A 14,171-nucleotide genomic window follows, 5' to 3' on the forward strand; every position below is an offset into this window, starting at 1 on the left:
GTGCAGAAGTTACGATGGTTTGGCACTGATGGAATTCGGGGTGTTGCCTTTGAGGGATTATTTGTTCCTTCTATCCTCACCCGTATTGGGTGTGCGTTCGCGGACTATTTGCACAAAAAACTTTCTAAGAATTTTGGAAAAAAATCTAGAAAAGATTCTCAAAAATCATTATGGGTTCTGATGGGTATGGATACTCGAGATTCTGGCTCTGAATTTCTTTTTGCGCTTGCAGCAGGATTGGAAGAAGGTAGAGTAGGGATAGGGAATTTGGGGGTATGTTCCAGCGGAGCCTTGGCTTGGCTAACTCGTTATTATGGTGCGGATTTTGGCATTATGGTTTCTGCTTCTCACAACACATCGCTTTATAATGGCATTAAATTTTTTGATTCTAAAGGTAGTAAGCTTTCTTCGGAAGAAGAGTTAGAGATTGAATTTTTTATTGATCAATATATTCAAGATTCAAAGAAGACGGTTAGAAAATATTTCAACAAACACGTCTCGTATAGCCAACTTCCCTACACTCAGGCTTTGATTCAGGACCGTGATTTAATGGGATTGCGTGTTGTGTTGGACGGAGCGCATGGCTCTCTTTGGAACTTTGCTGCTCAGTGCTTTAAAGCATGTGGTGCCCATGTGTTGGCTACTTTAGGGAGTGCACCCAACGGGCATAATATTAATGAAAATATTGGTGTTTTATATCCAAATCATTTGCAACAAGCTGTTCTAGCTCACAGTGCGGATTTAGGATTTTGTTTTGATGGGGATGGAGATCGGGTAGGTGTTGTGGATGCTTTAGGAAAATATTGGAACGGAGATCACATTTTAGCAGTTTTGGCCCAAGAAGCGATGTCTATGGTGGGCACTGTTATGAGTAATTATGGATTAGAACGCCATTGCCGTGAAAACGGACGATCTTTTTTTCGGGTGGATGTGGGAGATAGGTGGATTGCTCAGGCATTAAAAGCTTATGGACTGCGCTGGGGGGGAGAAGCTTCGGGGCATATTATTGATCACTCGTTTTTGCCTGTGGGAGACGGGCTTTGGATCGCCCTAGAATTGAGCACGAAGTTTTTAAAGGGAATGAAAGCCCCTCTTTTTCCAGCTTTTACTCCATATCCTGTAATGCAATGTGCACTTCCCATAACGGAAAATTTTTCTTTTCTGGAATCAGATACTCAATCTTATTTGCATACATTGCGTGCGTCTCTTGAACCCCATATACGCTTGGTGATACGTCCTTCAGGAACAGAACCTGTTATTCGTGTTTTGGTGGAAGGGCCTTGTTCTGTGGAGCTTAAGTGCGTAATGGAACATGTCTTAGGATGGCTGTCTCGATACACCAAAGCAGAAAAGATCTTTGAGAGTAGTGTAGCTTAATAGATTATATGATATCTGATCCCTTGCAGCAGAAGGATAGTGCTGAATTTTTTGAAAAATATCTTCAACAGATTCCAGTGATGGTAGGATTAGGAGCAGATCTTCTAGAAATTTCTCGTCTGCAAGAAAAAATTCAACGTCACGGATCTTTCTTTTTAGATCGTATTTTTACTGTACAAGAGCAAGCGTATTGCAGTGGCAAATTTAATCCTTACTCTCATTATGCTTCTCGGTTTTGTGCAAAGGAGGCGTTTGTTAAAGCGTTGGGCTGGGGAATCTCTAAGCGATGTTCTTGGTTGGATATAGAAGTATGTCACAATCTTCAAGGGCGACCTCGTTTAAAAATCTCTGAACACGTGTATAAGTTTATTCCTTGGGGAGGAATGACGTCTTATTTAAGTCTTTCTGACGAAAAACATTATGCTCAAGCCGTGGTGGTTTTATTGGCGCCAGTAGGAGCAGTGAAAGATTTTTTTTATGAGTCTGATGGCTAGAAAATTTTATGGGCTGTATAGTTAAAATATGCTGTACTCAGTTTAGAAATTTTTATCGAAGCTTAAAAAAAGAAGGAGTATTTTCTCAATGCTGCTGGGTTAAGCCATACAATGTATTGAACATTTATATATGGTCTGGACCTTGTACTATAACCCTCAATGTATACGTCCAAGGCTTTTTAGCAATTCTAATAAAAATTCTGATTTATTTTGATTTACTTCTCCTAAGCCAAGGAATGCAAGGAGCAAGGGGGTGGCTCTGGCCAACACCCCAAGACTTATTAAGAACGCTTATTCTTCGAATTGCGCTTTAGAGGGATCTTTTTTGGAGGAAGTAACAGAACATTGCTGATCCTGTGGAACTGCTGTTGTCATTTGTTGCTTGAGTTCCTCAGCGTTACACAGAACCTGTTTACGCTGCTTAGATAAAATATTTAAACGCTCCCCAATTTCTTCAGGCATAAGCGTGAGTATTTCGCTCTCGTAGTAAGAGTCAAGATTTAGAATTTCTGCACTCTGTAGAGATGTAAGCTGGTTTAACGTATTTATTTCCTCAAGTGTACAATTCAAAAGATTGTTAAATTTATCCATTGAAAAGGGTGTAATCTCTTTAAAATCACGAAACTTTAAAATTTTTTGAATGCTTTCAGACATGTTTTCACGCGCAAGCTTCAGAAGCACTTCACGGTGCTCAGGTACTAAATCGCAAAACTTCTTAATTTCTTCAAGCATAAGCGTGAGCAGTTTTTCGGTGTCATCATAAAGTTGAAAATTTAAAATTTTTTCTCTCTCTATACATGTAAGACGGTTTAATGTCTTCATTTCTTCAGGTGTACGCTTCAAAAGATTGTAAAACTGATGATCTGAAAAGCTTTTAATCTCTTCCAAATCACAAAACTGTAAAATTTTTTGAATGCTTTCAGAAAAGTTTTCAACCCTAAGAAGTGCTGTACGGTGGTTGGGTAAAAACTGTAAAAACTTCCTAATTTCTTCAGGCATAAGGGTGAGTATTTTGCGCTCGTAGTAAGAGTTAAGATTTAGAATTTCTGCACTCTGTAGAGATGTAAGCTGGTTTAACGTCTCGATCTCCTCAGGTGTAAGATACAAAAGATTGTTAAACTTATCAATTGAAAAGGGTTTAATCTCTTTAAAATCACGAAACTTTAAAATTTTTTGAATTTTTTCAGACATGTTTTCACGCGGAAGCTTCACAAGCAATGCACGGTGCTCAGGTACTAAATCGCAAAACTTCTTAATTTCTTCAAGCATAAGCGTGAGCATTTTTTTTGTGTCATTATCAAATTGAAAATTTAAAATTTCTTCTCTCTCTATACATGTAAGACGGCTTAATGTCTTCATTTCTTCAGGTGTACGCTTCAAAAGATTGTTAAACTGATGATCTGAAAAGCTTTTAATCTCTTCCAAATCACAAAACTGTAAAATTTTTTGAATGCTTTCAGACATGTTTTCAACCCTCAGAAGTGCTTCACGGTGGTTGGGTAAAAACTGTAAAAACTTCCTAATTTCTTCAGGCATAAGCGTGAGTATTTTGCTCTGGTAGTAAGAGTGAAGATTTAGAATTTCTGCACTCTGTAAAGATGTAAGCTGGTTTAACGTATTTATTTCCGCAAGTGTACAATTCAAAAGATTGTTAAACTTATCAATTGAAAAGGGTGTAATCTCTTTAAAATCACGAAACTTTAAAATTTTTTGAATTTTTTCAGACATGTTTTCACGCGGAAGCTTCACAAACAATGCACGGTGCTCAGGTACTAAATCGTAAAACTTCTTAATTTCTTCAGGCATAAGCGTGAGTATTTTGCTCTGCTGGTAAGATTCAAGATTTAAAATTTCTTCTCTCTCTATACATGTAAGATGGTTTAATTTCTTTATTTCTTCAGGTGTACGCTTCAAAAGATTGTAAAACTGATGATCTGAAAAGCTTTTAATCTCTTCCAAATCACAAAACTGTAAAATTTTTTGAATGCTTTCAGAAAAGTTTTCAACCTTAAGAAGTGCTGTACGGTGGTTGGGTAAAAACTGTAAAAACTTCCCAATTTCTTCAGGCATAAGGGTGAGTATTTTGCGCTCGTAGTAAGATTTAAGATTTAGAATTTCTGCACTCTGTAGAGATGTAAGCTGGTTTAACGTCTCGATCTCCTCAGGTGTAAGATACAAAAGATTGTTAAACTTATCAATTGAAAAGGGTTTAATCTCTTCAAAATCACGAAACTTTAAAATTTTTTGAATGCTTTCAGACATGTTTTCACGCGCAATCACTTCACGGTGCTCAGGTACTAAATCGCAAAACTTCTCAATTTCTTCAAGCATAAGCGTGAGAATTTTGCCCCTGGAGGAAGATTCAAGATTTAGAATTGTTTCAATCTGTGAAGATATAAATTCGGTTAACATCTCTTTCTGGGGAAACTTATCCGTCAAAAAATTTCTAAATTGGGTTAACGTCTCTCTCTCCTGGGGCTTGCAACTCAAAAAATTTTTAAACGCATCATATGAAAGGATTTTAAGAATGGGTTTAAACGTATTAAGTTCTAGAATTTGCCGACGAGTATTATTATCAAAAATGTTTAGAAGTGCTGTAACCTTGTAAGGCGTAAAATCGAAAAGCCTTTCCCAATAATTCATTCCAAGCGTTTTTAAGCGGAAAAAATAAGAATTTTCAACCAAAAGCTCTTGAACCATGTAAAACCATTGAGGCGGGCCATCCAAAAAGAACCCACACTCTGCATCATCAAATTGTAAAAACTTTTTAATTCCGGGAGCTTCAGCCATCAAAATGCGTTGCCTATGAGGTAATGTAAACCCAAGTACCCTGGTCACTTCATCAGGATCAAGCTCTATAATCCGTTTAATTTGTCCAAGCTCAAGCTCTAAAATCTGCTGAATTTGCTCAAGCTCAAAATTTAAAACTTTGTCAACTTTTTGAACTTCCAGTCCTCGAAGCTTGTAAACCTGTGAAGACGAAAGATGGCGAAATTTTTTAAAATGGTCAGGATTAATATGAAGAAGGTCTTCAAACTGCCCATCTGTAAGCAATTGAATGTGGTAAGGTTCAATCCGTAAAATATTGTCAATTGTATTAGGAGAATACTCTAAAAGTTGTTGACGCCGAGGATATGAGAGCTGCATAAAATTTGTACTCTGTTCAGTATTAAACCGTAAAATCTTGTAAATTCTCGGATAAAAATGTTTTACAAACCGTTGAGCTTGCTCAGATGACAGTACCGCAGTATTGGGTAGTTGTTGCAGCTCTTGGATTTGCGCAGGGGAAGGATATTGATCGTTTTCAAGTTCCGGACACGGAAGCTTTAGGTTTAGGATTGTCTGAATCCATTGTTGTGGACGCTGTAAAAATTGAACAATTTGTGCATTGGCATTGGGAAGAATGAAAAGTCTTTCAATTGTAAAAATTGGAGGATGAAAAAGGGTTAGTAGTTTCACAAAAGCCGCAGTTGGTAAATGGCGAGACGCGCGTATCTGTTGAGTCAATTCACTGCCTAAAAGTTTATCAGTAAGATGAGGTTCAATTTGTAGCATAGCATCTATAGTGTTTGGCGAAAATTTTAAACTTTGAAATACTGATCGACGATTATGAGGCGCTAAATAACTCTGCAGAACCGATTCATAAGGTAGCTCGACTGGTTCTTGCTGCCCCTCAAAAGCGGCCATAGCCAACATTACCCCTGAATCATCATCAGGTAGCTCGTCTTGTTCTTGCTGTCCCTCAAGACTGGAAGTAGCCAAAATTACAGTGTTTGAAGTTAAGAGTGCCAAAAAAAATAATAAGGATTTTATTTTTTTCATAATATGCTTTAAAAATAAATTTACCTTTTAACTATACTCTAATTTCTTGTCTTGTCAATCTCAATGGGTTGGGGGTATGAGGTTTGCCAACACTATAAGACCTATTAAGAACGCTTATTCTTCGAATTGCGCTTTAGAGGGATCTTTTTTGGAGGAAGTAACAGAACATTGCTGATCCTGTGGAATCACTGTTGTCATTTGTAGCTTGAACTCTTTAGCCTTCTGTAGAAATATTTCTCTACCCCGACTAAAATGCTTAAAGTGTATCAATTCTTTAATCTCCTCATGATCAAGAATGCATTCATAAGCAATCTGATAAGGCTCAAATATTAGCAAATCGTTTATACAATTGGCACTATCAATTTTTAAAATACGCTCAATCTGAACAGAGGTAAGATTACGTAACTTCTCAAGTTTCTCAAGCTTAATCCATGAAAGCCGGTTAAACTGCTCAGGTGAAAGGTATGAAACTTGTGAACGATCTAGCCTCTAGAATGTCTTGAATCTTTTGAGTGTCGTTAATTAAAAGCAAAAAACACTCGTCATCCTGAAACTGGTGAAGTTTCTGAACACCTGGCTGTAGAATTTTTTTCATTTCTGCAGCTTCTCTTCCTAGATAAGAAAGGCCGGTAATCTTTCGATAAAAAAATTCTAAAACTTGGTCCTGTTCTGAAGGGTTAAGTTGAAAGAAAATTGATCTCTCATAAGAGATTGAAGTTTTACAAAACTGCTGCCATTTTTCTAGAGGAAGATTTAGGATCCGTTGACGCTCAGAAGCATTACAGTAGTTGAAAAAATGTTGGATCTCGAGAGAATTCATATCTAAAAGGCGTCGTCTCATATGATGAAACGTTAACTCCTTAAGAATCACGATAATTTTATAATTTCTAAACTCTAGACAGGGGGAAATCTGAACAGAGGTAAGATGTTTTAACTCTTGAAGCTTCTCAAGCTCGATCCATGAAAGCCGTTTAAACTGTGCAGAGGAAAGGTGTGGAACCTGTGAATGATCTAGCGTTAAAATTTGTTGAATGTCTTGAATATTGTGTTTATTTAAAAGATAAGCAAAATCATCATCCTCAAACTGTTGAAGTTTGTGACCATCTAGCTAAAGAAATTATTGAATTTCTAAAGGTGTGTTAAAATGATTAAAAAGAATTAGAATTTTTTCAGACAAAAATTCTAGAATCTGTAGTCGCTCCGCAGGCTCAAGTTAAAATAAAATTAATCTCTTATAATAGCTAAGCCTTGTAATCAGAAGCAATTTCTCAATAGGTAGATTTAGCATCCATTCATACGCAGTATCTTCATGGTTTAAAAAATCTCTGAGCCTTTCTACCCCCTGCAAGGGACGTAGACTAAACGAATTAAAAAGACATTCCCTTTGAGGTAATGGATACATAGTAAGAGTATTAAGCTCGCTAGGAAACACTATAAGATTACCAATTGCCAGAAGATTATCCTTTAAAATTTTAATACTGTTCTCAAGCGTTTGAATTTCAGAAGGCTCAAGATCTACCACGCCTTTAACAAGATTCCAATGAGTACAGTCAAAAAGTGCTTCACGTAGAGGCTTTGAAAGCTGATGAAGAGGGTTAATCTCTTGAGGACTAGGACTTTTTTTCAGATTTTCTTAAGCTTTGGAAAAACAAGCATTCAAAACCATTGGGCCTGCTGAGAGGAAAGTGTCGTCTCATGGGGAACGTCGTTGAATTCTTTTTTCTGCGTAATGGAAGCGTCTTGAGCATTTTTAAGTTTATCACGTGTAAGATTTAGAACTAGATGCATCCATTGTGATGTATACCTTAAAAGTGGGAGTATAGAAGATTTAGGTTGCCCTAAAAGTCTGGGAATTTATTTTTCAAGATAAGATTAGTAGGAGTATGCATAAATTTTGCTATCTTCATAGAGATATGTTCTGGAATAGAATGCTTATAATGTTGAGGTATCCCCGCCATCAGAGATTCTATTCCCGAAAGACCTAACATGTTTTCAACCAAACGATGATTATAGGCTCTGAAAACCCAAAACTTTCCAGTACCTCTGGACGTTTAATAGTCTGTAAAACAAGTTGATTTTCGTTTTTCTGAGAGGATGAATCTTTTTTCTCCTTCAGACTACCAATAGTCCAAATAAAAGGTTGTAAAGTAAAGATTGTTAAATAAAATAATAAAAATTTTCTTTTTCTCATAATGCTATTAATAATAAGTTTACTTTTTCAGAATAAATATAAACTCCTGTCTTGGCAATCTCAGTAGGGTATAAGCGAGGGGTGCAGATCTGGCCAGCACCCCTGGAATGTTAAGGATACTTATTCGAATTGCTCTTTAGAGGGATCTTTCTTGGAGGTAAAGGTACTTTGTGAATCCTGTGGAACCACTGTTGTTATTTGTTGCTTGAGTTCCTCAACCTTTTTTAAAAGATGTTCTGAAAAGGGAAAATGATACTTTTTCAATTCATTCTCCCACTCTGAAAGTTTTAGAGTTTCTTTCTTTTCAAGGACATTAAACGTTTTAAAAGTACTGCTCCACTCTGCGAAGTCTTGAGTTATCTGTTGCTTAAATTGCCCAACCTTTTTGAGAAATTTTTTTGGAAGGGGAAAAGCACATTCGTCCCATTCATGTGTCCAATTTAAAAGTTTTAGAATGTCTTCTTTTGGAAGGACATGAAACTTTTGAAAAGTCCTGCTCCACTGTGCAAATTCTCTAATGTATCCAAGATCTAGCATTAATATACGGGAAATATCACTAAGATCAAACTTCAAGAGTTTTTTTGCACCATAGCCATCACTACTAATTTCTAAAAGGCGGGTCCTCTGATCATCGGTAAGCTGTTGTAACTTTTCGATCTTCGCAGGTGTAAGGCGTACAAAGTGTTCAATCTTTAAAAGATCAAAATCTTTAATGCGTTGAAAACTTTCGGGATTAATATTGAGTATTTTTTTAAACTGTGCAGGCTGAAACTGTTTAATTTTTTCAATCTGACAAGGAGAAAGATTTATAAAGTTCCGAATCTTAAGCTTAGGTCTTGTGCTATAATCTTCTGGATCATCAAGCCCTAGAATTTGAACAATTTGTGAAGGTGAAAACTGTTGTAATTTTTCCCTCTCCTGAAGCGTACATAACAAAAGATTGTTAAATTTTCTATCCGAACGCTTTTTAAGATCAAAATTTAAAATTTGGTGAAACTCTTGAAGTGAAAATTTTAGAATTTTCTGAATTTCCTCACATCTCAGTACCCAAAGATTTTCAGCTTGTGAAGGCGTGAGCTGGCGTAACATTTCCAACTTTTCAAGTTCAAGCGTTAACAGAGTTTCAAACTGTTTAGACGTACACTGCGTCACGTGCAAATGGTCAAACGACAAAATCTTTTGTATTTTCTCAGAAGTACACTCCGAAATTTGTTGACGCTGAGAAGGAGAGAGTTGAAGAAATTTTTCAATCCCTATCAAATCACCTTGTAAAACTTTGTCAACTTTGGGATAAGAATTCTGTATAAGCTCTTGCTTTTGTTGATCTGAAAGTACTGTATTCTGAGGAAGCTGTTCCGGATTTTTGAGCTTCAGAGGAATGTGGTGTGTTAACTCACCTATTTTTTCCGGGGTAAGCTGTAAAAGATCTTTAAATTCCTCATTCGAAAACTGTAAAAGATCAAACTGTAAAATCTGTTTAATGATTTTAGTTTTTTTTTGTATAAGTTCTTTAATTCTGTGGTACGGAAGTTCTAGAAGCTGCTCTATTTCCTCAGGCATAAGCTTGAGTACTTTTCCGGCGTTAAAAAAGTGAAAACTTAAAATTTCCATACTCTGTTTAGGTGTAAGCTGTGCTAACTTATCTATCGCATCCGTCAATAAAAGAGTGTTAAATTGATCATCGGAAAGCTGTGAAAGATCAAACTGTAAAATTTTTGAAAACTTCTTAATGTCATACTCCTCGCGTAGAGGCTCTTTCCGACGTCCCGGAAGCTCTTCAATTAGGGACCAAGGATCAGAAGAACGGTTTAGAAGAGCTAAAAACTTACTTTGACCAAAGTGTGACAATGTGAAAATCTGAAAAGACTGGTACTCCAAAAGCTGTGTTATATAAGAAGCTTGTATATAAGAGAGGTTATGGCGGGATAAATCGAGGATACGCCTCATCTCATCTGCGTCTCTCTGCAAAAAGCGCTCAAGCTGCTTAGGATTCAGTTGTAGAATATGGTTAATCTCTGTACGGGAACAATTTAAAACTTTAAGTATTCTGTACAAGTCAAGCTCTTTCAAGATCGCAACTTGTGAAGGCGTAAGGTGAGACAACTTTTCAATTTTTTCAGCCGTAAATTGGTTCAAAAGCGTTGTAAATTCTTCATCTGTAAGGGTTTTAATTTTCAAAGGGGAAAGCCGTAAAACATTTTTAACTTTTGGAAGAACACCCTTTAAAAGCTCTTGACGCCGATAAGGTGGAAGCTGCCTAAAATTCTTAAGTTCTATAGGTCCAAGCTGAATAATATTGTATATCTCTGGATACAAAAGCCTTATAATTCTTTTTGCTTGCAAAGGAAAAAGTATAGCTTGTGTATTTTTCTCGCTCCACTCTTTTTGGATCCTGCTCCACTCTCTCTGTACTGTGTCAGGATAAAAGCTTTGAATATCCTTTCTAGGATCGGAAAGTGTAAGCTGAAGAACGTGCGGCACCAACACTTTTGGACCTTCTAAAAATTGAATAATTTGTGTATCGGGAAGCAAAGAAAGCCTTGGAATAGATCGTTCGAGGTAAACAATTGGAAGACCTGAATCTGAAAGATTCAGGATTTTTTCAACCAAATTATTTGGAAAATATTGCATTGCATTTATTGTATCCTTCGAAAATCCACGCTGCGTCAATTTTTCCAGAATAGGGGTAGATAACATAACAGGAACTAGAGCTTGCTGCATCAATTGATCTTGATTGTGCTGATCATGTTCTTGAGTGTCCTTAGAAACTAAATTCTGTTTTTCATTACCTGCCCAAACAAAATATTCCAAAGTAAAAATTGCCAAAAAAATAGTAAGAGATTTTATTTTTTGCATAACGCTATTAACAATAAGTTTACTTTTTCAGAATAGATCTAAACTGATCTCTTGTCAAGCGTCTGAGGTCATAAGCTCGGGGGTGCGGATCTGGCCAACACTCCTGAACTATTCAATATGCTTATTCGAATTGCTCTTTAGAGGGATCTTTTTTGGAGTAACTACAACTAAGGGATTGAGCTAATTGCTGAGCCTTCCGGACAAAGCTTTCTGTACAATTAATCTGCTTTTGTATCTGTGCAAACTCTTCATTTGTAAGTTCCCTCCTTGAATTTAGAGGAGGTTTAAATGCTTGAAAAGTATTGTTCCAAGCTTCTAATTCTTTAATATGTTCCTCATTAAGCGTTAACCGATGAATTTGATGTGTCTCCAACGCTAGAAGTTCTATTATAGCCAAGCTATTAATTTTTAAAAGTTGGAAAACTTGCCCAGGGGTAAGGTGTCGTAATTTTTTAAGCTTCTCAGGCTCAAGATCTAAAAGCATGTCCCAATGCTTGGGCGTAAGGTGTTGAACTGAGGAAGGATTAAAGTGTCGAAATATTTGAAAACTTTCGGGGTTAAGATCAAGCAGCTTTTCAAACTGTGCAGACGGAATCTGGTTAACCTTCCTGATCTCAGGAATCGAAAGCTGTAGAAATTTTTGTTTAGTAGATCCAAATATCATTATTTTTTCAAGTGGCTCACAAAACCCATGTAAAGTTCTTCGTATGGAATGAGGTAACAGTCCCTTGAAGGACCTCTTTCTGGTCTCTTCACTACTGATTGACCGATTCTTAAGATTCTGCTCAAAATCGCCTCTATACCGTGGGAAAAGCTTGCTCATAAAGTCATCCGGAAGTTGTTCAAATTTTATAAGATCCGTAAATAATTGCGTAGAAGCTTGAAATGTCAGAATCCTTTCAAGCTTCTCGGAGAAAAAATGTAATAGTTTACGAATTTCAGGAACTCCAGGCTTGGGAGGGATAGATATAGGCTCTAAACCATGGTTGTCAGCACTAAGCTTGCAAATTTTAGGAACTCTAGGCTTGGGAGGGATAGACGTAGGCTTGAAACCATAACTTTCAGGAACTCTAGCCTTGAGAAGGGTAGACACGTGCTCTAAACCATCGTTGTTAGCACGAAGCTCTTCATAACTAAGCATTTCATCAGAGAAACTTTCCGAAGAGTCAGAACTAAGCATTTCATCAGAGGAAGTCACCGAAAAAAAGTCAGAACTAAGTATTTCATCAGAGATCGGCGTCAAAACATGTTGCTCAGAACTAAGCATTTCATCATAGGAACCCTCCCAAACAGGGCTTACAGGACCAGGGATTTCATCAGAGACAATAACATGTCGGAGAAGCTTTGGGGCACAACTAAGCTTTAAAATTTTTAGAACCTCTGTAGGCCTAAAATCTTCGGACTGTTCTAATTTGTCTAACTTTTTTTGAATTTCGATACTATCGCTGGATAAGAGACGGGAAAATTGTTCATCTGAAAAGTATGAAGGATCAAACCTGATGCAAAGGTCTACAATATATTTAATTCTGGAAAGCGGTTTTCCTCGAAAGTTCAGGAGCGTTGTATGTGAGAGCTTATGAAATACTTCACGACCATATTTTAAAAAGAATGCAAGAATTTCACGATCCTCTCTCATGAGGTATTCTATGTGTTTATCTGAGAGCTTATGAAATACTTCACGACCATGTTTAAAAAAGAATTCAAGAATTTTACGATCCTGTGTCATGAGGTATTCCACGTGTTTATCTGAGACTTTTCGAAGGTCAAACTGTAGAATCACTTTTAGTCTTTCAAGAGATTGCGTTGTTAAAAGCGTATATACGTTCTCAGAAGAAAATACTGAAAGCATGTCCCTCTCTTTAAGTGACAAATTTGAAAATTTTTTATCCAAATCCGAAAACGGCACAGAAAGAACATCTGAAAAAGTTGAAATCTGAAGCAGAGCTGTACCTTCGCTTAGATTTTTAACTGCGCTACTAATCCGAAAAAACGAGAACGGAATTGAATACTGTATTATGTTGATCAAGGCTGGCTTTGGAATATTGTACTTATTATAAATCTCTTCAAATCTCGGAACGCCTAGCAGGTGTTCAAGGAAACGATATTGAGTGTGACTAAGGGTGCTTATTATATGTTCCATACTGGATGAATCTTTTAAACTCCATAAAGCACCCAGCATTATTGGCGTAAGCAGTGAATGGTGTAATGATTCTTTTCTTTGATTCTGCTCAGAAAGGGAGTCTTGCTCTTGGTTAGAAACTGACTTTTGTTTCTTGTTACCCGCTTGTATTGCCTCCTCAGAAGAAAAAAGTGCCGCACAAAAAAGTAACACAGTGCTTAATTTCAAATTTTTCATTTGTATACCTTAAAAAAATTATACTTATTCATTATTAAAGACATATTTTTTTTTTTCAAGAGTCTTGGGTCACAAGCAGGGAGTTTGAATTTGTCCAAAACTCCTGGATATTCATCTAGTATTGAGAATTACTACAGAAAAAAGGTATCATTTTTTTCTACACACTTTCAGAATATTGTTTCGCATTTAATCTATAATGACTTGTGTAAAAAAACGGAAAGACTATAAGCCGGGTTCTGTCTTGGCGATCATTTCTCTATGTAACTTTATTACTAAAGTACTTTAGCAGCCTACCCAAGTGACGACGCTCAAAAACATTACGCGAGCATGTATATACTCTTGTCACTTCTATTTGGCCTTGCTCCCAACGGGGTTTACCTTGCCGTATAGAATTACTCCTAACGCGGTGCGCTTTTACCGCACCATTTCACCCTTACCTTTAAAAAAAGGCGGTATTTTTTCTGTGGCACTTTCCCTCAAGTTACCCTGGCCGAGTGTTACTCGGCGTTGTGTTTTATTGGAGCCCGGACTTTCCTCTTTAACACACAGTGTTACAGCGCTCGCCCATCTTTCCGAATCTTTATGTTATTAAAAAATTACATAAAGTTCAATAGAGACTTTAGTAAGGATTTAGCATAAAAATTTTTTGAAAAAATTTTACAAACATTAAATTTTTTTTAAATATTCTCAACAAACCAATTTTCATTACTCTTTATATTTGAAATTTCTTTTATGCCATCATTTTTTATTAATGGAAACGCTTTGAGCGCGATTTGATTTCCTCTTAATTTGATAATTATGCTTTAATTTGAAGCGAAACTCTGACTGTATTATTGTGGATGTGGTTAAAGATTATGATATATGCAACGCTTGAATTCGTCACCAGTTGTGGAAAAATTCTTATAGACGGTCAGAGTTATTGCATAACTCGTTGATTATAAGATAATACTCTCTAGCAGATGTATCTTAAAACTTGTCTGAACAATTCAAGATAAATGGATTAAAGATATGGAGAAGGAGAAAGAATAGCCTATCCAAGTGATTTAACACATCAATAAAAGTCTTTAACTGAAGG

Annotated in this window: 9 protein-coding genes and 1 other RNA gene; 4 read left to right on the plus strand and 6 right to left on the minus strand. The window is 36.5% G+C overall.

Going from position 1 to position 14,171, the window contains the following annotated elements:
* Genes HCUR_RS02570 through HCUR_RS02580 form a run of 3 tightly spaced genes read left to right on the plus strand, consistent with a single transcriptional unit; the run spans position 1 to position 2,185 of the window.
* Complete coding sequence (locus HCUR_RS02570) at positions 1-1,377, plus strand: phosphohexomutase domain-containing protein (RefSeq protein WP_104206607.1); 1,377 nt, start codon at positions 1-3, stop codon at positions 1,375-1,377.
* 8 nt (positions 1,378-1,385) lie between these two features.
* Complete coding sequence (acpS, locus tag HCUR_RS02575) at positions 1,386-1,871, plus strand: holo-ACP synthase (protein WP_104206608.1); 486 nt, start codon at positions 1,386-1,388, stop codon at positions 1,869-1,871.
* A gap of 8 nt (positions 1,872-1,879) precedes the next feature.
* Positions 1,880-2,185 (plus strand): hypothetical protein, encoded by a 306-nt coding sequence (locus HCUR_RS02580; RefSeq protein WP_104206609.1) that lies wholly within the window; start codon positions 1,880-1,882, stop codon positions 2,183-2,185.
* Here the strand turns inward: HCUR_RS02580 and HCUR_RS02585 are convergent.
* The 3 genes from HCUR_RS02585 to HCUR_RS02595 all read right to left on the minus strand — a co-directional run bounded on the left by HCUR_RS02585 (position 2,163) and on the right by HCUR_RS02595 (position 6,564).
* A complete protein-coding gene (locus tag HCUR_RS02585) occupies positions 2,163-5,693 on the minus strand; it encodes a hypothetical protein (protein ID WP_104206610.1) in 3,531 nt (1,176 codons plus the stop codon). The genes HCUR_RS02580 and HCUR_RS02585 overlap by 23 nt on opposite strands.
* A 114-nt stretch (positions 5,694-5,807) precedes the next feature.
* Positions 5,808-6,029 carry a hypothetical protein gene (locus tag HCUR_RS02590; protein WP_104206611.1) on the minus strand — a complete coding sequence of 74 codons (222 nt, stop codon included), beginning with the start codon at positions 6,027-6,029 and terminating at the stop codon, positions 5,808-5,810.
* 115 nt (positions 6,030-6,144) lie between these two features.
* Positions 6,145-6,564 carry a hypothetical protein gene (locus tag HCUR_RS02595; protein ID WP_104206612.1) on the minus strand — a complete coding sequence of 140 codons (420 nt, stop codon included), beginning with the start codon at positions 6,562-6,564 and terminating at the stop codon, positions 6,145-6,147.
* Between the two features lie 122 nt (positions 6,565-6,686).
* Here HCUR_RS02595 and HCUR_RS09065 point away from each other — a divergent pair, with 122 nt between their 5' ends.
* On the plus strand, positions 6,687-6,836 hold the full coding sequence (locus HCUR_RS09065) for a hypothetical protein (RefSeq protein WP_207760881.1): 150 nt from the start codon (positions 6,687-6,689) through the stop codon (positions 6,834-6,836).
* Positions 6,837-8,004: 1,168 nt separating this feature from the next.
* Here the strand turns inward: HCUR_RS09065 and HCUR_RS02610 are convergent.
* From HCUR_RS02610 to rnpB, 3 genes are all read right to left on the minus strand, one after another.
* Complete coding sequence (locus HCUR_RS02610; protein WP_104206615.1) at positions 8,005-10,740, minus strand: hypothetical protein; 2,736 nt, start codon at positions 10,738-10,740, stop codon at positions 8,005-8,007.
* A gap of 121 nt (positions 10,741-10,861) precedes the next feature.
* The gene (locus HCUR_RS02615; RefSeq protein ID WP_104206616.1) at positions 10,862-13,096 is read right to left on the minus strand and encodes a hypothetical protein; all 2,235 of its coding nucleotides are present in this window, start codon (positions 13,094-13,096) and stop codon (positions 10,862-10,864) included.
* Between the two features lie 209 nt (positions 13,097-13,305).
* Positions 13,306-13,672: RNase P RNA component class A (gene rnpB, locus HCUR_RS02620), an RNA gene on the minus strand.
* Between the last annotated feature and the right edge of the window lie 499 nt (positions 13,673-14,171).

It is taken from the genome of Holospora curviuscula (genome assembly GCF_002930195.1).
Taxonomy (GTDB): domain Bacteria; phylum Pseudomonadota; class Alphaproteobacteria; order Holosporales; family Holosporaceae; genus Holospora; species Holospora curviuscula.

Bases quoted from the DNA above. Each gene is read 5' to 3' on its own strand.
- HCUR_RS02610 (WP_104206615.1), bottom strand. From the start codon at position 10,740: ATGCAAAAAATAAAATCTCTTACTATTTTTTTGGCAATTTTTACTTTG.
- acpS (WP_104206608.1), top strand. From the start codon at position 1,386: ATGATATCTGATCCCTTGCAGCAGAAGGATAGTGCTGAATTTTTTGAA.
- HCUR_RS02615 (WP_104206616.1), bottom strand. From the start codon at position 13,096: ATGAAAAATTTGAAATTAAGCACTGTGTTACTTTTTTGTGCGGCACTT.
- HCUR_RS02585 (WP_104206610.1), bottom strand. From the start codon at position 5,693: ATGAAAAAAATAAAATCCTTATTATTTTTTTTGGCACTCTTAACTTCA.
- HCUR_RS02580 (WP_104206609.1), top strand. From the start codon at position 1,880: ATGGGCTGTATAGTTAAAATATGCTGTACTCAGTTTAGAAATTTTTAT.